The organism is Orrella sp. JC864 (assembly GCF_037026685.1).
Classification (GTDB): Bacteria; Pseudomonadota; Gammaproteobacteria; order Burkholderiales; family Burkholderiaceae_B; genus Orrella.
In genome coordinates this window covers 41,317-62,907 of record NZ_JBANET010000012.1, presented here as the reverse complement: position 1 = coordinate 62,907, position 21,591 = coordinate 41,317, and the positions used below count along the sequence as shown (strand labels likewise).

Sequence of the window (21,591 nt, the reverse complement as noted above, 5' to 3'; positions counted from 1 at the left end):
ACATCGTGAGCAAGCCTTTCGCTTCGCAGGCCGACCTGGCGGACAAGGTCGTTTCGTTCGAGAAGCTCTCGGACAACGCCTATGCCTATACCGCCGAGGGCGATCCCAACCTGGGCGTGATCGTGGGCGAGGACGCGGCCATGGTCATCGACACCCAGGCCACCCCCACCATGGCGCAGGACGTCATCGCCCGCATCCGCACGGTCACCGACAAACCGGTCAAGTACATCCTGCTGTCGCACTATCACGCGGTGCGCGTGTTCGGGGCCTCGGCCTACCATGCGCAGGAGATCATCGCCAGCCGCGACACCTACGACCTGATCGTCGAGCGCGGCGAGCAGGACAAGGCCAGCGAGATCGGCCGGTTCCCGCGGCTGTTCCGCGACGTCGAATCCATCCCGCCGGGGCTGACCTGGCCGACCATGACCTTCCAGGGCCACATGACGGTGGACCTGGGCAAGCTCGAGGTCCACCTGATGCAGCTGGGGCGCGGCCATACCAAGGGCGACACCGTCGCCTGGCTGCCGCAGCAGCGCATCCTGTTCGCCGGCGACCTGGTCGAATACGAATCCACGCCCTATGCGGGCGATGCCTATTTCCGCGACTGGCCCGTCACGCTGGACCGCCTGGCCGCGCTCGATCCGGCCAAGCTGGTACCCGGGCGCGGGCGCGCGCTGCTGACCGAAGCCCAGGTGCGACAAGGCCTGGCCGGCACCCGCGCCTTCATCACCGACCTGTACGGCGCGGTCAATCGCGCCGTGGCCGAAGGCAAGGACCTCAAGACGCTGTACCGCGAGGTCTACGACTTCATGCGTCCGCGCTACCACGACTGGGTGATCTTCGATCACTGCATGCCCTTTGACGTGGCGCGCGCCTACGACGAGGCCACCGGCCACGAGCATCCGCGCATCTGGACGGCCGAGCGCGACCGCCAGATGTGGCAGCAACTGGAGGGCTGAACGCCAGCGGCACGACACCGGAGGGCCAAGTGGGAGACGAACGAAAACAGGCGCACAAGCGCTACGCCTACCGCCCGCATCCCGATGCGCGCGCGCACGAGCCCGCGCGCCATCGCGTGGTGGTGGTCGGCGCCGGGCCGGTCGGCCTGACGGCCGCGCTGGACCTGGCGCGGCGCGGCGTGCCCGTGGTGCTGCTGGACGAGGACGACAAGCTGTCGGCGGGCTCGCGCGCCATCTGCTTTGCCAAGCGCACGCTGGAGATCTGGGACAGGCTGGGCGTGGGCCGGCGCATGGTCGAGAAAGGCGTGTCCTGGCAGGTGGGCCGCGTGTTCCTGGGCGCCGACGAGGTCTGGCGCTTCGACCTGCTGCCCGAGCCCGGCCACGGCCGGCCCGCCTTCATCAACCTGCAGCAATACCACGCCGAGGAGTTCCTGGTCGAGGCGGCGCTGCGCGAGCCCTTGCTGGACCTGCGCTGGCAGAGCAAGGTAACGGCCCTGTCGCCCCAGGCCGACGGCGCGCGCCTGCGCGTGGCCACGCCCGAAGGCGAATATGACCTGCATGCCGACTGGGTGCTGGCCTGCGACGGCTCGCGCTCGCCGCTGCGCGCCATGCTGGGCCAGCAGCCGCAGGGGCGCATCTTCCGCGACCGCTTCCTGATCGCCGACATCCGCATGCAGGCGCCCTTCCCGCCCGAACGCTGGTTCTGGTTCGACCCGCCCTTTCATCCCGGCCAGTCCGTGCTGCTGCACCGCCAGCCCGACGACACCTGGCGGGTGGACTTCCAGCTGGGCTGGGACGCCGACCCCAAGGAAGCCGTCAAGCCCGAGAACGTGCGGCCGCTGCTGCATGCGCTGCTGGGCGATGCGGCCCGCTTCGAGCTGGTCTGGACCAGCGTCTACACCTTCGCCTGCGAGCGCATGGCGCGCTTTCGGCATGGCCGCGTGATCTTTGCCGGCGACGCCGCGCACCGGGTTTCGCCCTTTGGCGCGCGCGGCGCCAACAGCGGCGTGCAGGACGCCGACAACCTGGCCTGGAAGCTGCAGCGCGTGCTGCAAGGCTGGGCCGGCGAATCGCTGCTGGACAGCTATGCGCACGAGCGCGAGGCGGCCGCCGACGAGAACATCCTGCACTCCTCGCGCGCCACCGACTTCATCTCGCCCAAAAGCGAAATCAGCCTGCTGTTTCGCAACACCGTGCTCAAGCTGGCGCGCCATCATGACTTCGCGCGCAGCCTGGTCAACAGCGGGCGCCTGTCCACCCCGGCCGTCTACCGCGATTCGCCCCTGAACACGCCCGACCAGCATGCCTATGCCGGCTGCGCCGAGCCGGGCGCCTGCGCGCCCGATGCGCCGGTGCAGGTCCGGGGCCAGCCCGGATGGTGGCTGCAGCAGCTGGATGGACGCTTCGTGCTGGCGGTGTTCTGCATGGGCCAGGCGCCCTTGCCCGGGGACACGCGGGACTGGCTGCGCGCGCTCGATGCCGACCCCCGCGGCGCCCGCGTGGTGCTGGTGCGCCCGGCCGGCGCGCCGCCGTGCGACACCGCGCTGGCCACGGTCGTGGACATAGAGGGCCGGCTGGCCGAACGCTACGATATGGCGCAGGGCGGCGCCTACCTGATCCGCCCGGACCAGCACGTCGCCGCGCGCTGGCGCGCCCTGGACGCCCGGGCGGTGGCCGCCGCGCTGGCGCGGGCGGCCTGCGCCACGGAGGAACCCGCATGGACGCACTGAAGCTGGCGCCGAACATCGATGCGCCCGACGCCTTCTACGAAACCCTGATCCGCGCCCACGAAGGGCTGGCCCCCGCGCAAAGCCACGCCATGAACGCCGCGCTGGTGCTGCTGCTGGCCAATCACGTGGGCGATGCGCAGGTGCTGCGCCAGGCGCTGGCGCATGCCCGCGCGCTGGCCCAATCCTGATTCCCCTGGCGCCACGGCACGGGCCACGCCCGCGCCGGCCGCGCCTTTCCCGGAGACCTAGTCCATGGAACTGCGTTATCTCTGCGGCTTCGGCAACAGCCATGCCACCGAGGCCCTGCCCGGCGCCCTGCCCCAGGGCCGCAACTCGCCGCAACGCTGCGCCTACGGCCTTTACGCCGAGCAGCTGTCCGGCACGGCCTTCACCGCGCCGCGCCACCTGAACCGGCGCAGCTGGCTATACCGCATCCGGCCGGCGGCGGTGCACCAGCCCTTCGAACCCTGGCCCGGCCAGGCGGCGTGGATCAGCCGCTTCGACGACCTGCCGGTCTCGCCCAACCAGCTGCGCTGGAGCCCGCCGCCCTGGCCCGAGGCGCCGGTGGACTTCCTGGAAGGCGTGCGCACCCGGGCCGGCAACGGCTCGCCCGACGAGCAGGCCGGCAACGGCATCAACCTGTACACGGCCACGCGCGACATGCAAGGGCGCTATTTCTACGATGCCGACGGCGAGCTGCTGATCGTGCCGCAAGAAGGCCGGCTGCGCCTGGCCACCGAACTGGGCGTGCTGGAGGTCGAGCCGCAGGAGATCGCGGTCATCCCGCGCGGCGTGCGCTTTCGGGTCGAACTGCCCGACGGGCGCGCGCGCGGCTACCTGCTGGAGAACTACGGCGCGCCGCTGTGCCTGCCGGAGCTCGGGCCGATCGGCTCGAACGGCCTGGCCAATGCGCGCGACTTCCTGGCCCCGGTGGCCGCCTACGAAGACGCCGAAGGCGATTTCGAGCTGATCGCCAAGCTGGGCGGCGCCTTCTGGCGCGCGCGCATCGGCCACTCGCCGCTGGACGTGGTGGCCTGGCACGGCACGCACTATCCCTACAAGTACGACCTGCGCCGCTTCAATGCCGTGGGCTCGATCACCTACGACCATCCCGATCCTTCGATCTTCACCGTGCTGACCTCGCCCTCGGATACCCCGGGCACGGCCAACATGGACTTTGCCGTGTTCGCCCCGCGCATCCTGGTGATGCAGGATACCTTCCGCCCGCCCTGGTTCCACCGCAACGTGGCCAGCGAGTTCATGGGCCTGATACACGGGGTCTACGATGCCAAGGCCGAGGGCTTTGCCCCCGGCGGCGCCAGCCTGCACAATTGCATGAGCGGGCACGGCCCGGATGCCGAAACCTTCGAGAAGGCCAGCAGCGCCGACACCACGCAGCCGCACGTGCTGGCCGATACCATGGCCTTCATGTTCGAGACCCGGCGCGTGATCCGGCCCACCGCCGCGGCGTTGCGCTCGCCGCAGCGCCAGGCCGACTACCACCAGTGCTGGCAAGGCCTGAAAAAGCACTTCCAGCCGCAATGAGCGTCCGCGCCCGAGCCCTTACCGCGCCAACTCCAGCCCCATCGAGCCCATGCCGCAACTGAACGAAACCCACGATCCCGACATCCGGAGCTGGCTGGCCAGCGCCAACGACCCGGCCACCGACTTCCCGCCGCAGAACCTGCCGCTGGGCGTGTTCCGCCCGGCCAGCGAGCCGGCGCAAGCCTGGCGCGTGGGCGTGGCGCTGGGCGACCAGATCATCGACCTGGCCAGGCTGGCCAGCCTGGAACCCTTCGACGGCCTGGCGGCCCAGGCCCTGGCCGCCTGCACCGGCGACACCCTCAATCCGCTGATGGCGCTGCAGGACGAGCACTGGTCGGCGCTGCGGCTGGCCCTGTCCCGCGCGGTGCGCAGCGGCAGCGTGCTGGAGCAGGCCGTGTCGCGCTGCCTGCATCCGCAGGCCCAGGCGGCGATGGGCCTGCCGGCGCGCATCGGCGACTACACCGATTTCTATATCTCGGTGCATCACGCCACGGCGGTGGGCCGGCAGTTCCGCCCCGACAATCCCCTGCTGCCCAACTACAAGTGGGTGCCCATCGGCTACCACGGGCGCGCCTCGAGCATCGGCGTCTCGGGCCAGGCGTTCCGGCGCCCGCGCGGCCAGATGCGGCCGCCGGCCGAAGGCCAGGCGCCGCAGTTCGGCCCCTGCCGGCGCCTGGACTACGAGCTGGAAATGGGCGTGTTCGTGGGCACCGGCAATGCGCTGGGCGAGCCCATCGCGCTGGACCGGGCCGAGCGCCACCTGTTCGGCCTGTGCCTGCTCAACGACTGGTCGGCGCGCGACATCCAGGCCTGGGAATACCAGCCGCTCGGACCGTTCCTGGCCAAGAACTTCGCCAGCACCATCTCGCCGTGGATCGTCACGCGCGAAGCGCTCGAACCGTTCCGCGCCGCATGGCAGCGGCCCGCCGAAGATCCGCAGCCCCTGCCCTACCTGGACAGCGCGGCCAACCGCAGCCAGGGCGCCTACGACGTGCGGCTGCAGGTGCTGCTCTCGACCGAGCAATCGCGCCAGCGCGGTCTGGTGCCGGCGCGACTGTCGGCCAGCAACCTGCGCCATGCCTACTGGAGCATGGCGCAGCTGCTCGCCCACCACACCGTCAACGGCTGCAACCTGCAGCCGGGCGACCTGCTGGGCACGGGCACCCTCTCGGGGCCCGAGCCGCACGAGGCCGGCTCGCTGCTGGAGCTGAGCCAGGGCGGCAAGACGCCGGTGCAGCTGCCCTGGGGCGAAACCCGCAGCTTCCTGGAAGACGGCGACCAGGTCATCCTGACCGCGCATTGCGAGGCGCCGGGCCGCCGGCGGCTGGGCTTCGGCAGCGCCGCCGGCATGGTGCTGCCCGCCCTGGCCTGATGCCCTGATGCCCTGTCCCGGCTCCGACCGGGCGCGCGGCGCGAGCGGCTGGCGGGACGGGCCGCTAGCGCGGCGGCGCCGCCGCCGGGGCGCCGGCCAGGGCCGCGGGCCGGGCCGGGGCCAGGGCGGGCAGCCGGTACTGCTGTTCGCGATAGGCCTGCACCGGCCACAGAGCATGCCCCAGCGCCTGGCGCACCAGCGCCGGGTCGGGCGGCTGCGCGACGTAGTCCTGCGGCGCGCTGTAGCGATACTGGCGCGCCGGCTTGTCCGGCTCCAGCACCACCAGCTGGCCCGACTCGGTCAGGTAGCCGTAGTTGTTGCCGTACTGCATGATGGCCCGGCCGGCGGCCTGGCGCGTCAAGTCATGGCCCGGCATGGGATGCACGCTGTCCACGCCCATCAGCGACAGCAGCGTGGGCGCCAGGTCGATCTGGCTGATCAGCCGGTCGTCGCGGCGCGGCGCCACGTCCGCGCCCAGGATGACCGCGGGGATCTGGAAGTGGCGCACCGGCACCAGGCTGGCGCCGAACACCCGCGAATCGTGATCGGCCACGACCAGGAACAGCGTGTCCTGCCAATAGGGCCGCTGGCGCGCCTGCGCAAAAAAGCGCCCCATGGCCCAATCGGCGTAGCGCACCGCGTTGTGCGCCGTGGCCGGATCGCCCTGCGGGGCGATGCGCCCGGCCGGATACTCGTAGGGAGAATGGTTGCTGACGGTGAAGGCCAGGGTAAAGGTGGGCCGCCCGCCCGAGCCCTTGTCCTGCTGCGGATCGCGGTCGGCCATCAGCAGCGCGTCCAGCTCGCGGAACATGTCCTCGTCCGACGCGCCCCAGGAACCCGTGAAGACGGTCTTGCCGAACCGCTTGCGGTCGATGACCTGGTTAAAGCCGTTGCCCAGGAAAAAGCCGCGCATATTGTCGAAATGCGCTTCGCCGCCGTAGACGAAGCGCGACACGTAGCCCTGCCGCCCCAGCAGCTCGGCCAGGGTGAAAAAACCGGCCTGCGCGCGCGGCAGCTTGAGCACCGCCTCGGCCGGCGTGGGCAGAAAGCCGGTGGTCACGGCCTCCAGCCCGCGCACCGAACGCGTGCCGGTGGCGTAGGCGCGCGTGAAGCTCCAGCCCTGGCGGCTCAGCGCATCGAGCTCGGGCGTGAGCCCCGCCCCGCCCAGGCTGCCCACGTACTGCGCGCCCAGGCTCTCCTGCAGCACGATGACCAGGTTCAACGGCCGTTCGCGCCGCACGGTGGCATGCTGCGCATGCAGCGTCGGGATCTGCGGATCGAGCGGCGCGCCGTGCAGCCCGGCCGCCTCGCGCACCACGGCCAGCGCCTCGCCGGGGGCCAGCTTGCCGTAGTTCACGCGGGCGGCGCGCTCGTCCTGCAGGCGATAGAGCGCATCGCACACCCCGTAGAGCGAATTGAGCGCCAGGGTATTGACCATGGCGTCGCTGCCGAAAGCCACGGTGGAGGGATTGATGGGCCGGTGCGCCAGCGTGCCGCGTATGCCCAGCACCATTGCCGCCAGCACCGCCAGCGACAGCAGCGGCCGCCACGCCAGGCGCAGGCGGGCCTGGCGGACCTGCGTGGGAAACAGCCTGCCGGCCAGCCAGGCCGCGGCCAGCAGCGCCAGCAGCGCGGCCAGCAGCACGCCCTTGTAGCCCTCCCACAGCATGGAGGACACCTCGCGCGGACTGGTCAGGTATTCGATGTACAGGCGGTTGGGCCGGGTGTCGTACTCGACGATGAACTGCGGCGTGGATACCTCCAGCAGCACCAGCAGCATCCATCCCAGGCGGAACCACCAGGCGGCCAGGCGCGTGGGCAGGGCCAGATGGCCCAGCCAGGGCGACAGCACGGCCGGCAGCACCGCGATCATGCACAGCATGGTCACGTCGATGCGCAGCCCGCCGAGCATCACCGGCCACAGCCCTTGCACCGCCTCCACCCGCGGCCACTGCCAGATCACCAGCGCCAGGCGCGAGGCGCACAGCAACAGCAGGCCTGCGGCCAGAAAGCGCAAGGTCAGCGTGCGCATGCGAACCCATCCGCCATGAAGCGGCTCCTTGTCAAAAACACGCCCGCACCGCACGGGCCGCGAACGAAAGGAGGCAGGTTAGCTAGGGCTGCGTGGAATAAACGTCAAAGCGCAGGCGAAAGCGCGTGCCGCGGTCGGGGCCGTCGTTGCTGGCCTGCACGTCCAGGCGCCAGCCCTGGGCGTCGCACACGCGCTTGGCGATGGCCAGCCCCAGGCCGCGGCGCAGCGCGCCGGGCTCGGCCTGGCTGCCCACGTCGCGCCGGGCCGCGCTGTAGTAGCGCTCGAAAACGAAAGGCAGGTCGCCCGGCGCGATCCCGGGCCCGTTGTCGCGAAAGTCCAGCCCGCCGTCCACCGCCTCGACGGTGAGCGTGGCCGGGGCGGCATGGTCGATGGCGTTGCGCACGAGATTGCGCAGGACCATCAGCAAGGCATAGCGGTCCAGTTCGACCACGACGTGCGGCGGCACGCGGTCCACCAGCCGCAGGCCCGCGCGCTCGGCCGCCGCGGCCTGCGCGCCCCAGGCATCGTGCAGGCAGTCGGCCAGCGCCACGGGTTCGGCCGCGCCCGCCTCCTCGCGGGCCAGCGCCTGCGCCGCCTGCAAGGCCACCACCACGCTGTCTATGCCGCGCAAGGTGCGTTCGAGCCGCATCCGGTCCTGCCCGGGCAGGTGCGGATCGAGCAGCATGATCTCGACGTCCGAGCGCATGGCCGCCAGCGGCGTGCGGATCTCGTGGCTGAGATTGGCCGAGAATTCGCGCTCGCGCGCCAGCGTCTGCTCGAGCCGGTTCTGCACCCGGTTGAAGGCCTCGACCAGCCGGCCGGCCTCGTCGTCGCGGTCCACCGTCATGTCCGGCGCGCCGGGCGCCCAGCTTGCCAGCTGGTGGGTCAGGCGCAGCATGGGTCCGACCGCCAGGCGCGCCACCCGCCGCGCCACCAGGTAGGCGCCCAGCGTGCAGGCCAGCCCCAGCAGCATGACGATGAGCCCGAACTCGTCCACGCGCGCCTCGTTCTCGGTGGCGTCGTAGTAGATCACCGCCAGCCCGTCCGGCACGTGGCGCACCGACACGTGCCAGACCATGCCGGCATCCTCGTACAGGTGCATGCCGGGCTTGAGTTCGCGCAGCACGGCGGGCAGCTGCTGGCGGTCGGCCTCGCCGCGCACGCGCCAGACCTTCATGGTCTGGCCCAGCGCGACCGGGCCGGCATCCTGGAAATCCAGGTCGCCCTTGATGATCTGCTGCACCACCCTGTCGCTTTCGGTGGCCAGGATGTCGTTGACCAGCGAATCCTCCATCTGGTCGAAGGTCAGGTAGGCCAGCAGCACCAGCATGGCCACGAACAAGGCCACGGTGCCTGTCAGCGCCCACACCACGCGCTGGGTCAGCGCGGTCGAGCGCCCGCGCGCCGGCCGCACGGGGGCGTTCATCTTGCGCCTCCGGGCGGCACCAGGCGCCAGCCGGTGCCGTGCACGGTCTCGATGCCATCGAAGCCGGCGTCGGCCAGGGCGCGGCGCAGCAGGTGCAGCTGGCTGCGCAAGGCGTCGGAGGAAGGCGGCTCGGCCCCCCACAGCGCCGACTCGAGGTCGGCCCGTTCGACCACGCTGCCGGCATCGCGCGTCAGCATGTCGATGATCTGGATGGAGCGGCGCGTCAGGTGCACCGGCTTGCCATGCACGGTGACCACGCGCGTGCGCGGGTCGAAGCTCAGGCCGTGGAAATGCCGCGCCGCGGCCACCACGGTGCCCTGGGCCCGGGCCACCAGCGCGCGCAGCCTGGCTTCGACCTCGGCCAGGGCGAAGGGCTTGGTCAGGTAGTCGTCCGCCCCGTGGGCGAAACCGGCCAGCTTGTCTTCCAGCTGGTCGCGCGCAGTCAGCACCAGCACCGGCAGCGCGCTGCCCAGCTCGTTGCGCAGCACCTGCAGCACGGCATGGCCGTCGCGCCCGGGCAGGCCCACGTCCAGCACCATGACGTCGAAGTTTTGCGCCTCCAGCATCTGGATGGCGGCACGGCCGTCGCAAGCCGCGTCGGGCACGAACCCGCGCGTCTCCAGGTAGCTGTAGAGGTTGCTGGCGATGGTGGCGTCGTCCTCGACGATGAGCACGCGCGGACGCAGGGCGTCCAGGTCGTGCGCGGCCCCGGCGCCCATCGGGCCGCCTTCGGGCTGCGCGCCCCGGGGTTCGCCCTTGGGACGGCCCGCCGGGCTCACGGGGCCACCGCCGCCGGCCGGCCCGCGGCCGGCGCCAGCACCTTGCCCGGGTTCATGATGCCTTGCGGATCCAACGCCAGCTTGATGCGCCGCATCAGGTCGAGCTCGACCGGATCCTTGTAGCGCGGCAACTCGTCGCGCTTGAGCTGGCCCACGCCGTGCTCGGCGCTGATCGAGCCGCCGTGGGCATGCACGCTGTCGTGCACCAGGCGGTAGACCTCGGGCTGCAGGGCCAGCAGCGCCGCCTCGTCCTGGCCCGGGGCACGCGCCACGTTGTAGTGCAGGTTGCCGTCGCCCAAGTGGCCGAACACCACGTTGCGCACGCCCGGATAGCGCTGCTGCAGCAGCGCGTTGGTGGTCTTGACGAAATCGGCGATGCGCGAAGCCGGCAGCGATACGTCGTGCTTGATGCTCTTGCCCGTCCGGGCCTCGGCCAGCGGGATGCTTTCGCGCAGGTGCCACAGCGCCCGGCTCTGCTCCACGCTTTGGGCGATGACGACGTCGGCCGCCAGGCCGGCCTCGATGACGCCGCCGAGCACTGCCTCGAAACGGTCGCGCGCATGCGCCTGGCTTTCGCTGTCCGAGACCTCCAGCAAGGCGAACCAGGGGCTTTGCGCGGGCGCGCCCGAAAACGGAAGCCGCTGTTCGGGAAAGCAGGCGCTGACCTGCGCCAGCACGTCCGCGGCCATCAGCTCGAAGCCGGTCAGCGCCGCGGCAAAGCCCGCGCGCGCGTGGGCCAGCACCTGCACCGCCTCGTCCAGCCCGGGCAGGGCCAGCAGCGCGGTCGATTGCGCCACCGGCAGCGGATAAAGCCTGAAGGTGGCGGCGGTAATGACGCCCAGCGTGCCTTCGCTGCCGATGTACAGGTCGCGCAGGCAATAGCCGGTGTTGTCCTTGCGCAGGCCGCGCAGGCCCTGCCACAGCTCGCCCTGGGGCGTGACCACCTCCAGGCCCAGCGCCAGTTCGCGCGTGTTGCCGTAGCGCAGCACCTGCGTGCCGCCGGCATTGGTGGCCAGGTTGCCGCCCACCGTGCACGAGCCTTCGGCCGCCAGGCTCAGGGGAAACAGCCGGCCGGCCTGGCGGGCCGCGTCCTGCACCGCCTGCAGCACGCAGCCGGCCTCGACGGTGATGGTGTCGTTGGCCGTGTCGATCTCGCGGATGCGGTCCAGCCGCCGCAGCGACAGCACCAGCGCCGCCCCGCTGGCGTCGGGAATGCCGCCGCCGCACAGCCCGGTATTGCCGCCCTGCGGGACGATCGGCACGCCGTGCCGCGCGCACAGGGCAACCACCTGCGCCACCTGCCGCGCATCGGCCGGGCGCGCCACCGCCAGGGCACGGCCGGTATAACGCCCGCGCCAATCGACCAGGTAGGGGTCAGCATCGCTGCCGGCCAGCACGTGCTGGGCGCCAAGCAGGTCTTTCAAGGCGGTCAGGAACATGGCGGTACGTCTCCCAGGGAACCGGGCTATTTTAGAGGCGGGCGCGGCTCGCCCCTGCGGTCCGCGGCTCCTGCCGCGCGCCAGCCCGCCGCCATAACGTTACAGGATGTTGACGGCAACAGAGCCTTAACAATGGCCCCATAAGGTTCCTGCTTTTCCACCCGAGACAGGCCGATCCGTGAAGCTCCGATCCTTATGCCTTACCCTGGCGGCCAGCCTTGCCCTGATGCTGGCTGCCTGCTCTTCCTCCGACGACGACCACGAGGACTCCCCGTCGCCGCAGCAGCCGTCCGAACCCGGCAGCCCCGCGCCCGAGCCGCCCGCGCCCGAGCCGGCCACCTTGCTGGACGAAAGCTTCGACGGCGCCTCATTGCCCCAGGGCTGGCGCCAGGTCAGCGGCCTGGTGCAGACGGTATCGGTGCGCGACGGCAGCCTGATCATCGACGGCACCTACCACAACACCGCGGGCACCGCCGTAGCGCTGCCAGATACGCTGGCCCGGCACGGGAACTACCGCGTGGATGTGACCTTCACCATCCTGTCGGCCAACAACGACGGCCGGTGGGGCAGCATCATGTACCGCACCTCGCCGTCGGCCGCCAACCTGGAACCCTACTACCAGATGGCCGTGCGCCAGAACGCCGCCGCCGGCAACGGCACGGAGCTGGCCTGGCGCGAGAACGGCGCCTGGACCGTGCCCTATACCGCCGCGTTCGGCGAGGCGATCGATCCGGCCAAGACCTACACGGCCACGCTGGTCGTGCACGGCACGCGCGCGCGGCAATACCTGGACGGCCAGCTGCTGCACGACGCCGAGCTGAGCGAGACGCACCTGGCCGGCGGCCTGGGTCTGCAGACGGCCGGCGCGGTCCTGCGGGTGGACCATGTGACCGTCAAGGAGCAGCTCGAACCCCTGCCCAGCCTGGGCGACATGTACGAGGCTCCCGAGCCGCAGACGGGCGCGGCGCTCGCGCCCACGCTGGTGGGCGGCTACCGCAGCGATCCGGCCACCGCGCAGGGCGCCGGCAACCTGCTCATGAACCTGGACGCCGGCCTGAACCTGCATAGCCTGAGCGGCGAGAGCGCCGGCACGCTGGCCGAATTCCTGGACCGGCCCGGCCACGCCATCCCGGTGCTGCGCATCGCCGATGCGGCCACCGTCCAGGCCCTGGCGCCGCTGGCCCAGGCGCGCAACCTGATCGATATCACGCTGGTCTCGGACAATGCGCAGCTGCTGGCACTGGCCCGCCAGACGCTGCCGCGGCTGCGCACCGCCCTGGATTTCACCGGCGCCGACCTGGGCGGCTCGCGCGCCGATCTGCTGTCCATCGTACAGGCGACCAACCGTTCGGGCAGCAAGATCGCCATCGTGCCGCCGGCGCTGCTGGACCGCGACAGCGTGGCCTACCTGCAGCGCATGCTGATCACGGTCTGGGCCGGCGCGGTGGACCATGACCGCTCGGCCGCGCACGCGGCGGCGGTGCTGACCAGCGGCGTGAACGGCATCGTGACCGAGCAGGTGCAGACCTACGCCGAGCTGCTGGCGCGCCTGCCCGAGGGCACGCTGCTGCGCAAGCCGCTGGTGGTGGGCCACCGCGGCGTGCCCTCGCTGCTGGACGAGAACACGCTCGAAGGCGCGATTCGGGCCTATGAACTGGGCGCCGACGCCATCGAGTCCGACATCTACCTGAGCGCCGACGGCCACGTGGTGGTGATGCACGATGCCACCGTGGACCGCACCACCGACGGCACGGGCCAGATCGAATCGATGACGCTGGCGCAGATCCAGGCCCTGTCCACGATCAACAACGGCTACAAGGTGCCGACACTGGCACAGTACTTCGCCGAGTTCAAGGACAAGCCGGTGACGCAGTTCGTCGAGATCAAGACCGGCAACCCGGCCATCATCGAGCCGCTGCGCGAACTGATCCAGGCGCACGGCGTGCAGGACCAGGTGATCTTCATCTCCTTCCTGCAGGACCAGCTGGCGCGCGCCCGGCAGGCCATGCCCGAAGTGTCCGCCGGCTTTCTGAGCGCCGTGCCCGCCGGCGCCGACCCTTCGCGCATCGTGCGCCAGATCCTGACGCACACGCAGGCCATGTCCTCGACCTTCAACCCCAGCTACAACAACCTGACGCCGGCCATCCTGGAGGCGGCCAAGCATCGCGGCACTACCTTCTGGCCCTGGACCTACCGGGACGAGGACGTGGCGCGGCAGCACTACCAGGCCGGCACGCACGGGCTGACCACCGACTACGCCCAGTGGTTCAGCGGCTATGCCGCGCAGCTGCGCGCGCCGGCCCAGGCCAGCGCCGCGGCCGGCCCGCTATCGCTGCCGGTGCAGCTGCTGCGCCAGGACGGCAGCAGCCAGACGGTGCAGGCCGACCGGTTCGTGCTGGTGCAGGCCAGCGCGCCGCATGCGCTGGCGGCGGACGGGCAGCTGAGCTTCAGTGGCCCGGGCAGCGCCGTGGTGCTGGCGGTGCACACCCATGACATGGGCAATGGACGCAGCTACCGCATCGTGTCCCAGCCCATCGCGGTGACTGTGCAGTAAAGGCCGGCGCCGGCCCCGCGCTTGCCGGGCCGGCGTCGCCGTGATGGCTTCGTTCACGACTGCCGGCATACTGTTGCTATAGCAACTGTTATGGCTTACCATGAGTGCATCCTCGGCCATGCGGCCCGCTTTCCGAACCGATCCAGGCGTACACCATGCTCCAGCAGAAATACCGCGCGCTCGCCCGCGTACCGCTACTCGACAGGACACCCTTCATCCGGCTGGAGCGCCTGGGCGCGGCCCTGGGCGGCATCAACCTCTATATCAAGCGGGACGACATGGGCGCGCTGGGCGGGGGCGGCAACAAACTGCGCAAGCTGGAGTTCCTGCTGCCGCCGGCCATCGAGCAGGGCTGCGATACGCTGATCACCTTCGGCGCCCTGCAGTCGAACCACGCCCGGCTGACGGCGGCGGCAGCGGCGCGCTTCGGCATGAAATGCCACCTCATCCTGAACCGCAAGGTGCCGCGCACCGGGCCGCACTACGAGGCCGGCGGCAACCTGGTGCTCGACACCCTGTTCGGCGCGCAGCTGCACGTGCTGCCGGGCGAGGACGATCCCCTGGCCTATTGCGAGCGCCTGAAAGGCGAGCTGGCCGCGCAGGGGCGCAAGCCCTGGGTCATTCCGTTCGGCGGGACCGATGCGCTCGGGGCGATGGGCCATGTGGCCTGTATCGAGGAAATCATGGACCAGGCGCGCGAGCAGGGCGTGGACATCGACTACCTGGTGCATGCGAGCGGCAGCGGCGGCACCCAGGCGGGCCTGCTGCTCGGCGCGCTGGTCCACGGCGCCGAGTTTCCCATCCTGGGGGTCAGCGTCCTGCATCCGGCACAGCAGCTGCACACGCTCGTCTCCAATGTCCTGGCCGACGCCGCCGCCCTGCTCGATACGCCGCTGACGGGCCGGATGCGGGTGCCCAAGGTGGATGACCGCTACATCGGCCGCGGATATGGCCTGATGCACGACACCACGAGACAAGCCCTGTCCCTGGCCGCCGCCACCGAAGGCATCCTGCTCGACCCGGTCTATACCGGCAAGGCTTTTGCCGGCCTGGTCGGGCGCGTCCGGGAAGGAGACTTCCGCAAGGGCGATACGGTCGTGTTCCTGCACACCGGCGGCATTCCGGGCATCTTCGCCTACTCCGATGAACTCCTGGACGCCGCCCAGCCGGGCGCGCCGGCATGACAAGCGCAATCACAGCCATGAATCATTCGAAGCACGCCACCGGCAAACGGGCCATGGTGGTATCCGGCCACGACAAGGCCACCCAGGCCGCCATTGCCGTCCTGGAGCGGGGCGGCTCCATCGCGGATGCGGCCCTTGCGGGCGCGGCGGTCCTGTCCGTCGTGCTGCCCCACGCTTGCGGCCTGGGCGGCGACGCCTTCGTGCTGGTCCATGATGCCGCGTCCGGCAAGACGCTCGGACTGAACGCCTCGGGCAGGTCACCCGCGCTGGCCCAAAGAAGCAGCTTTCCCGACGGCCTGCAGGAACGCGGCCCGCTCAGCTGCAATGTGCCCGGCATGATTGCCGGCTGGCAGGCCCTGCACGACCGCTACGGCCGCCTGCCCTGGGCCGAGCTGCTGGGCCCGGCCATTGGCCTGGCGCACGACGGCTTCGGGGTTTCGCCCGTACTGGCCAAGGCCTCGGCGCTGCACCGGCACATGCTGAACGAAGACAGCAGGACGCTGTTCCTGCCCGACGGCGTTCCCCTGCTCGCAGGCCAGACGCTGCGGCAGCCGCAAGCGGCGCAGACCCTGCAGGCCATTGCCCGCGAGGGCGGCGCCAGTTTCTACCAGGGCGCGATCGGCGCGAGCGTGGCGCGCGCCTGCCAGGCGGCGGGCGGACTGATCCGCGAATCGGACCTGCGCGCCTATGCGCCCGAATGGGTCGAGCCCATAGAAACCGGCTACGCCGGCCATGTCGTTCGCACCATGCCGCCCAACTCCTACGGCCTGTACCTGCTGCTGCAGCTGATGGCGCTGGAGGCCTCGCAGGACAAAGGCGGGAAAGGGCTGGATGCGCCGGCCCGGATCACGAAACTGATACGGGCCGCCCAGGCGGCCTTCCAGGTCGGCGCACGCGCTGTAGCGGACCCCGACCCGCGCTATGGCACGGAGCCGGCCCGATTGCTGCTCGGGCCCGAGGGCGCGCGACGGCTCAGGACGGCCATGGGCGGCAAGCCCGGCAACCTGGGCGGCACGGCGGTCATCAGCGTGGCCGACCACCAGGGCAATGCCGTCACCATCATCCAGAGCGTATTCCTGGTCTTTGGCAGCGGCGTGAGCGATGCCGAAACCGGGGTGCTGCTGAACAACCGCCTGTTCGGCTTCACCATGGAGCCCGGCCATCCGAACGAGGTCGGCCCCAACAAGTATCCGGCGCACACGCTCTGCCCCGCCATGGTGTTCAGGGACGGCCGCCTGCGCTATGCCGTAACCACGCCGGGCGGGCCGGGCCAGACCCTGACGCTGGCGCAGGTCATGCAGGCCATGTTCGAGGAAGGCGCTACGCTGGCGCAGGCCATCCAGGCGCCGCGCTGGACGATGGACCTGGCCGGCCATTCGCTGTTCGAGCATACGATGCCCGAGCAGGTGGTGCGCGGGGTCCAGGCGCTGGGAGAACCCATGAAAGCCGGCGAGCCGGGCTCGCCCTACTTCGGCTCGGTCAAGGGCATCGCGCTCGAGGAAGACGGCACGCTCGTCGGCGCGGCCGACCACCGGCGCGACGCGACGGTGCGGGGCCTGTCATGAAGCCCGCCGCACGGGGCACGGCGCCGGACACCATCCTGTACGGCGGCAAGATCATCACCATGGACGCGGCCTCGCGCGTGGCGCAGGCGCTGGCCATCAGCGGCGACACCATCGTGGCCGTAGGCAGCGACGAGGACATCCTCGCGCTGGCCGCGCCGGCCTGCCGGAAGATCGACCTGCAGGGCAGGACCGTGGTGCCGGGGCTGCACGATGGCCATGCGCACCTGGACCGCGAGGGCCTGAAGGAGATCTTTCCCTCGCTGGGCACGGTGCGAAGCATCGCGGACATCCAGCGCAGCATCGCGCAACAGGTTGCGCAAACGCCCGCCGGGCAATGGATCGTCACCATGCCCATCGGCGATCCGCCCGCGTATGCGGGCATGCCCGAGGCGCTGGCGGAAAAACGTTTTCCCAACCGGCATGACCTGGACGCCGTCGCGCCGGACCACCCCGTCTATATCCGGCCCATCTGGGGGTATTGGCGCCACACCACACCCTTGGTCTCGATCGCCAACACGCGCGCGCTGCAGCTGGCGGGGATAGACCGGAACACGCCCGCGCCTTCGCCGCTGGTCGAGATAGAGAAGGACGAACACGGCGAACCCACCGGCATTTTCCGGGAAGACACCATGATGCCCATCGTGGAACTGGCCTTCTTCCGCGAGCCCAGCCGGTTCCAGGTCCAGTCCCGCACGAACTCCGTGCCCAGCGCATTGCGGGCCTATCACCGATATGGCACCACCAGCGTGTTCGAAGGCCACGGCGTGGCCACGGAGGTGGTCAAGTCCTACAAGGAGATGCATGCCCAGGGCCGGTTGAGCATGCGCGTGGCCCTGGTGCTCAGCCCCAACTGGAAAAGCGCGCCGGTGCCCGACATCGACGCGTTCGTGGAAGCCTGGTGCGGCTGGCTGGGCGGGCCCGGCCTGGGCGACGAGTACCTGCGCATGGCGGGCATGTTCGTGGACATGGGCCCGGATCCTGCCAACGACATCCGCGCGCAGGCCTATCCCAGTACGGGGTGGGCGGGATTCAACTATGACACGGCCCGCTCGCGCGAGAAGGCGCTCGAGCTGCTCAAGGCCTGCGCGCGCCAACGGATCCAGGTGGTGGCGATCTGGCCCAACATGCTGGAGCTTTTTTATGCCGTCCACAAGGAGATCCCGCTGAACGGCCAGCGTTGGGTACTGAGCCACATTTCCACGCTCACCCGGCGCGAGATCGAGATGATCCGGGAAATGGAGCTGATCGTCACCACGCATACGAACCGCTACCTTTTCAAGGAAGGCCACCTGCTGCAGGCCAGACTCGGGCCCGAGGGCGAGCAGGACATCGTGCCCTTGCGTTCGCTGCTCGATGCCGGCGTGCCGGTGGTCCTGGCCTCGGACAATGTGCCCGTTTCGCTTTTCCATCCCCTCTGGCATGCCGTCAGCCGCCAGTCCCGGGCCAGCGGCGCGGCGGTATGCGAGGCGCAGCAGATCACGCGCGAGCAAGCCTTGCGGTGCATTACCGCCAACGGCCCGCTGCTGACCTGGGAAGAGACGAGAAAAGGCTCGCTCGAGCCCGGCAAGCTGGCCGACCTGGCCGTCCTGACGGCCGATCCGCTTTCATGCCCGCAAGAGCAGATCAAGGACATCGAAGCCGTGATGACCATCGTAGGCGGGCAAGTGGTGTACGCCACGATGAACCAGTAAAGCCGTTCCAAGCAGTTCCAGTCAGTCAAAACACGCCGAAACAGGCAACTATCAAGGGGTAAAAAATGATCAAGCTTCAAGGAAACCTGGCGCGCATATTGTTCGGGACGCTCGTCTGCCTGCACGCGTCCCTGGGCAGCGCGCAGCCCGCCCAGGCGGTGCACCTGATCCACGGCCAGGGCACGGGCGGGACGACCGATGCCCTGGCCCGCCTGCTGGCCAACGAATGGGACAAGCGCCTGGGCAGGAACGTCATCGTGGAAAGCCGGCCCGGCGCCGCGACCTCGCTGGCGGCCGCCATCGTGGCCAAGGCGCCGCCCGACGGCAACACCCTGCTGTTTACCGCCAGCGGCTTCACCGCCAACCCGTTCCTGCTGAAAGACCTGCCCTTCGATACCGAGAAGGATTTCACCGGTGTCGGGCTCGTCGCCACGACGCCCTATGTGCTGGTGGTAGCGCCCTCGCTGCCCGTTTCCACGCCGAAAGAGCTGGTCCAATACCTCAAGCAGCATCCCGACAAGAGCACGGTGGGCGTAACCAGCATCGGCTCGGCGCAGCATATCTCGGCGGCGCTGTTCAGGAAGATGGCCGCGGTGGACATGGTGTTCGTCCCGTACAAAGGCAGCGCGGCGCAGATCGCCGACGTGGCCACCGGCCGGGTGCCGGTGGCATTCGACAATATCGTGGCGATTGCCAGCCAGATCAAGGCCGGCACCTTAAAGCCGCTGGCCATCACGACCAGGCAGCGTTCGGAAATGTTTCCCGACATCCCCACGCTGGAGGAAAGCGGCTTTCCCGGCTTCGATATCGCAGGCTGGTTCGGCGCGCTGGCCCACAGCGCAGTGCCGGCATCCGTGGTCGAAACCTACGGCAATGCCGTCATGCAGATGAAGCAGGACCCCGAGTTCCTGGCCAAGGTGCGCGCCCTGGGCGCGACGGTGATCCCCGGCGGGCATGCGCAGGCCCAGGAATACATCCAGGCCGACCTGAAGAAGACCGGCGACTTGATCAAGGAACTGAACATCACGCTGGAATAGCCGGCGCCGGCCAGCCGCTGGCCGGGCGGCCGCGGCACGGCCAGGTCAATGCCCCGCCTGCATCCGGGGGCCCGCCTTGCGTTTGCCCTTGCCCGCGGCCGGCGCCTGCCTGCCCTCTTCGGCCTGGTCCAGCATGGCGTCGGCCTGGCGGGTCAGCAGTTCCAGCGTGCGCTCGAACTCCTTGAGCTGGCTGCGGGTCAGGCAACTGGTCAGTTTCTCCTGCCTGGCTAGGCTCAATGGCAGCCCCTGCTCGTATGTGCGCCACCCTTGGGCGGTCAGGCCGACCATGACGCGGCGCACATCCTGCTCGGCGCGTTCGGTGACCGCCAGCCCTTTTTCGACGAGCTCGGAGACGGCCCGGCTGACCTGGCTCTTGTCGTAGCGCCAGAACGCCGCGATCTCTTGCAGGGAACGCGAACCGTAGCTGGCCAGGAACAGCAGGATGCGCCACTGGCGTACGGACAAGCCCAGTTCGTTCTGCAGGACGATTTCAATGCCGCGGTACAAGCGTTGGCTGAAGGTCAGCACCCGGTAAGCGAGCAGCTTGGCGGGATCGACTTGCTGGCTTTCCGGTTTGGAGTCGGTGACGGGCATTGTTCCTCAAAGAGGGTTCAGGGTTGGCAGGGCGTGGCGCCTCTTCGCTATCGACTGTATCCCTGGAGAAATCGGCCAAGCAGCCACATCGCGCTGGATTGGCGATTCTACCGGGGACAGCCCGGGCCTTCCACCTTGCCGCTGCGGGACGGCGCCCGGCGCTTCGCGGGCGCCGGGCGCGCCTAGACCGATAGATGCCGGCGCACCGCCTCGCTGCCTATCTCGGCCTGCCCGCCGCTGGCCACCACCTCGCCGCGCGAGAGCACCACGAAGCTGTCGGCCAGTTCGCGGGCGAAATCGAAATACTGCTCGCACAGCAGGATGGCAATGTCGCCGCGTTCGCGCAGCATGCGGATGACCCGGCCGATGTCCTTGATGATCGAAGGCTGGATGCCCTCGGTGGGCTCGTCCAGGATGATCAGCCTGGGCTGCGCCACCAGGGCTCGGGCGATGGCCAGCTGCTGCTGCTGCCCGCCGGACAGGTCGCCGCCGCGCCGGCGCAGCATGGTGCGCAGCACCGGAAAGAGCGTGTAGATGTCCTCGTCGATGCGCTTGCCAGCCCGGCCCGGCCGCGCCGCCATGCCCATCAGGAGGTTCTCCTCGACCGTCAGGCGCGCGAAGATGTCGCGCCCTTGGGGCACGTAGGCCATGCCCAGGGCCGCGCGCTGGTGCGGGGCCAGGCCGGTGATGTCGCGGCCCTCGAAACTGACGCTGCCGCGCGCCACCGGCAGCACGCCCATCAGGCACTTGAGCAGCGTGGTCTTGCCCACGCCGTTGCGGCCCAGCAGCGCCAGGCACTGCCCGGGTTCGACCGCAAGCGAGACTGCGCGCAGCGTATGGCTGCCGCCGTAGTACTGGTCGATGTCCTTGACTTGCAGCATGCCCGCTCCTAACGGCCCAGATAGACTTCGATGACGCGCGGATCGGCCTGCACCTGCGCCATGCTGCCCTCGGCCAGCACCGAGCCCTCGTGCAGCACCGTCACCTTGCCCTGCCCCGCGATGCTGGCGACGAAATCCATGTCGTGCTCGACCACCACCAGCGAGTGCTTGCCGCGCAGCTCGTTGAGCAGCTCGCCGGTGCGCTCGGTCTCGGCATCGGTCATGCCGGCCACCGGCTCGTCCAGCAACAGCAGCAAGGGCTGCTGCATCAGCAGCATGCCGATCTCCAGCCACTGCTTCTGGCCGTGCGACAACAGGCCGGCCTGGCGCCAGGCGTGGTCCTGCAGCCTGATCAACGCCAGGGTCTGCCCGATGGCGTCGGCCTGCTCGCCCGACAGGCGCGAGAACAGCGTGGGCCGCACCCGCTTGTCGGCCTTCATGGCCAGCTCCAGGTTCTCGAACACGGTGTGGTTCTCGAACACCGTGGGCCGCTGGAACTTGCGCCCGATGCCCGCATCGGCGATCTGCGACTCGGCCAGCCGGCTCAGGTCGATGTTCTGGCCGAAGAACACCGTGCCGGACGAAGGGCGGGTCTTGCCCGTGATCACGTCCATCATGGTGGTCTTGCCCGCGCCGTTCGGGCCGATGATGCAGCGCAGTTCGCCCACGCCCACGTCCAGGCTCAGGCGGTTCAGGGCCTTGAAGCCGTCGAAGCTGACCGTCACCTCGTCCAGGTAAAGGATGGCGCCATGCGTGGTATCGACCCCCGGGACGGCCACGCGTCCGGCCATGGCCTCGCCGGC

17 protein-coding genes are annotated in these 21,591 nt (G+C 69.9%); 10 read left to right on the top strand and 7 right to left on the bottom strand.

Annotation, left to right across the window (positions count from 1 at the left end; genetic code table 11):
* The first annotated feature begins 5 nt into the window (after positions 1-5).
* The 5 genes from V8Z80_RS12435 (at position 6) to fahA (ending at position 5,606) form a co-directional block, all read left to right on the top strand.
* Positions 6-959, top strand: coding sequence for an MBL fold metallo-hydrolase (locus tag V8Z80_RS12435; RefSeq protein ID WP_336062165.1), 954 nt, complete (start codon positions 6-8; stop codon positions 957-959).
* A gap of 29 nt (positions 960-988) precedes the next feature.
* Complete coding sequence (locus V8Z80_RS12430; protein ID WP_336062164.1) at positions 989-2,689, top strand: FAD-dependent oxidoreductase; 1,701 nt, start codon at positions 989-991, stop codon at positions 2,687-2,689.
* Positions 2,677-2,877: a DUF2783 domain-containing protein gene (locus V8Z80_RS12425; protein WP_155194520.1), complete on the top strand. Its 201-nt coding sequence runs from the start codon at positions 2,677-2,679 to the stop codon at positions 2,875-2,877. Before V8Z80_RS12430 ends, V8Z80_RS12425 begins: the two co-directional genes overlap by 13 nt.
* A gap of 64 nt (positions 2,878-2,941) precedes the next feature.
* Complete coding sequence (gene hmgA / locus V8Z80_RS12420; RefSeq protein ID WP_336062163.1) at positions 2,942-4,234, top strand: homogentisate 1,2-dioxygenase; 1,293 nt, start codon at positions 2,942-2,944, stop codon at positions 4,232-4,234.
* A 49-nt stretch (positions 4,235-4,283) separates the two neighbouring features.
* Entirely contained in the window at positions 4,284-5,606 is a 1,323-nt protein-coding gene (fahA, locus tag V8Z80_RS12415) for a fumarylacetoacetase (RefSeq protein WP_336062162.1), read from the top strand.
* 64 nt (positions 5,607-5,670) lie between these two features.
* Here fahA and V8Z80_RS12410 read toward each other — a convergent pair whose 3' ends face one another.
* The 4 genes from V8Z80_RS12410 to V8Z80_RS12395 all read right to left on the bottom strand — a co-directional run bounded on the left by V8Z80_RS12410 (position 5,671) and on the right by V8Z80_RS12395 (position 11,282).
* Entirely contained in the window at positions 5,671-7,638 is a 1,968-nt protein-coding gene (locus V8Z80_RS12410; RefSeq protein WP_336062161.1) for an LTA synthase family protein, read from the bottom strand.
* 82 nt (positions 7,639-7,720) lie between these two features.
* Positions 7,721-9,064, bottom strand: a complete 1,344-nt coding sequence (locus V8Z80_RS12405; protein ID WP_336062160.1) for a sensor histidine kinase — start codon at positions 9,062-9,064, stop codon at positions 7,721-7,723.
* Positions 9,061-9,783 (bottom strand): response regulator transcription factor, encoded by a 723-nt coding sequence (locus V8Z80_RS12400; RefSeq protein WP_336062211.1) that lies wholly within the window; start codon positions 9,781-9,783, stop codon positions 9,061-9,063. Before V8Z80_RS12400 ends, V8Z80_RS12405 begins: the two co-directional genes overlap by 4 nt.
* A gap of 56 nt (positions 9,784-9,839) precedes the next feature.
* Positions 9,840-11,282, bottom strand: a complete 1,443-nt coding sequence (locus V8Z80_RS12395; RefSeq protein WP_155194530.1) for an FAD-binding oxidoreductase — start codon at positions 11,280-11,282, stop codon at positions 9,840-9,842.
* A 178-nt stretch (positions 11,283-11,460) separates the two neighbouring features.
* Between V8Z80_RS12395 and V8Z80_RS12390 the strand changes: the two genes are divergently transcribed.
* The 5 genes from V8Z80_RS12390 (at position 11,461) to V8Z80_RS12370 (ending at position 19,313) form a co-directional block, all read left to right on the top strand.
* On the top strand, positions 11,461-13,836 hold the full coding sequence (locus tag V8Z80_RS12390; RefSeq protein WP_336062159.1) for a glycerophosphodiester phosphodiesterase family protein: 2,376 nt from the start codon (positions 11,461-11,463) through the stop codon (positions 13,834-13,836).
* A 155-nt stretch (positions 13,837-13,991) separates the two neighbouring features.
* Complete coding sequence (locus tag V8Z80_RS12385) at positions 13,992-15,020, top strand: D-cysteine desulfhydrase family protein (RefSeq protein ID WP_155194534.1); 1,029 nt, start codon at positions 13,992-13,994, stop codon at positions 15,018-15,020.
* Between the two features lie 17 nt (positions 15,021-15,037).
* Positions 15,038-16,585, top strand: a complete 1,548-nt coding sequence (locus V8Z80_RS12380; RefSeq protein WP_336062158.1) for a gamma-glutamyltransferase family protein — start codon at positions 15,038-15,040, stop codon at positions 16,583-16,585.
* Positions 16,582-18,276 (top strand): amidohydrolase, encoded by a 1,695-nt coding sequence (locus tag V8Z80_RS12375; protein WP_155194538.1) that lies wholly within the window; start codon positions 16,582-16,584, stop codon positions 18,274-18,276. The genes V8Z80_RS12380 and V8Z80_RS12375 overlap by 4 nt, the downstream gene beginning before the upstream one ends.
* Before the next feature lie 65 nt (positions 18,277-18,341).
* Complete coding sequence (locus tag V8Z80_RS12370) at positions 18,342-19,313, top strand: Bug family tripartite tricarboxylate transporter substrate binding protein (protein WP_336062157.1); 972 nt, start codon at positions 18,342-18,344, stop codon at positions 19,311-19,313.
* Between the two features lie 45 nt (positions 19,314-19,358).
* Here V8Z80_RS12370 and V8Z80_RS12365 read toward each other — a convergent pair whose 3' ends face one another.
* From V8Z80_RS12365 to urtD, 3 genes are all read right to left on the bottom strand, one after another.
* Positions 19,359-19,907, bottom strand: a complete 549-nt coding sequence (locus V8Z80_RS12365; RefSeq protein WP_336062156.1) for a MarR family winged helix-turn-helix transcriptional regulator — start codon at positions 19,905-19,907, stop codon at positions 19,359-19,361.
* A 182-nt stretch (positions 19,908-20,089) separates the two neighbouring features.
* Entirely contained in the window at positions 20,090-20,788 is a 699-nt protein-coding gene (urtE, locus tag V8Z80_RS12360) for an urea ABC transporter ATP-binding subunit UrtE (protein WP_336062155.1), read from the bottom strand.
* Between the two features lie 8 nt (positions 20,789-20,796).
* Positions 20,797-21,579, bottom strand: a complete 783-nt coding sequence (gene urtD / locus V8Z80_RS12355) for an urea ABC transporter ATP-binding protein UrtD (RefSeq protein ID WP_336062210.1) — start codon at positions 21,577-21,579, stop codon at positions 20,797-20,799.
* Between the last annotated feature and the right edge of the window lie 12 nt (positions 21,580-21,591).

Coding starts and splice junctions, on each gene's coding strand:
- fahA (WP_336062162.1), top strand. CDS start 4,284: ATGCCGCAACTGAACGAAACCCACGATCCCGACATCCGGAGCTGGCTG.
- V8Z80_RS12375 (WP_155194538.1), top strand. CDS start 16,582: ATGAAGCCCGCCGCACGGGGCACGGCGCCGGACACCATCCTGTACGGC.
- V8Z80_RS12405 (WP_336062160.1), bottom strand. CDS start 9,064: ATGAACGCCCCCGTGCGGCCGGCGCGCGGGCGCTCGACCGCGCTGACC.
- V8Z80_RS12365 (WP_336062156.1), bottom strand. CDS start 19,907: ATGCCCGTCACCGACTCCAAACCGGAAAGCCAGCAAGTCGATCCCGCC.
- V8Z80_RS12385 (WP_155194534.1), top strand. CDS start 13,992: ATGCTCCAGCAGAAATACCGCGCGCTCGCCCGCGTACCGCTACTCGAC.
- V8Z80_RS12425 (WP_155194520.1), top strand. CDS start 2,677: ATGGACGCACTGAAGCTGGCGCCGAACATCGATGCGCCCGACGCCTTC.
- V8Z80_RS12370 (WP_336062157.1), top strand. CDS start 18,342: ATGATCAAGCTTCAAGGAAACCTGGCGCGCATATTGTTCGGGACGCTC.
- V8Z80_RS12400 (WP_336062211.1), bottom strand. CDS start 9,783: ATGGGCGCCGGGGCCGCGCACGACCTGGACGCCCTGCGTCCGCGCGTG.
- hmgA (WP_336062163.1), top strand. CDS start 2,942: ATGGAACTGCGTTATCTCTGCGGCTTCGGCAACAGCCATGCCACCGAG.
- urtE (WP_336062155.1), bottom strand. CDS start 20,788: ATGCTGCAAGTCAAGGACATCGACCAGTACTACGGCGGCAGCCATACG.
- V8Z80_RS12380 (WP_336062158.1), top strand. CDS start 15,038: ATGAATCATTCGAAGCACGCCACCGGCAAACGGGCCATGGTGGTATCC.
- urtD (WP_336062210.1), bottom strand. CDS start 21,579: ATGGCCGGACGCGTGGCCGTCCCGGGGGTCGATACCACGCATGGCGCC.
- V8Z80_RS12395 (WP_155194530.1), bottom strand. CDS start 11,282: ATGTTCCTGACCGCCTTGAAAGACCTGCTTGGCGCCCAGCACGTGCTG.
- V8Z80_RS12410 (WP_336062161.1), bottom strand. CDS start 7,638: ATGCGCACGCTGACCTTGCGCTTTCTGGCCGCAGGCCTGCTGTTGCTG.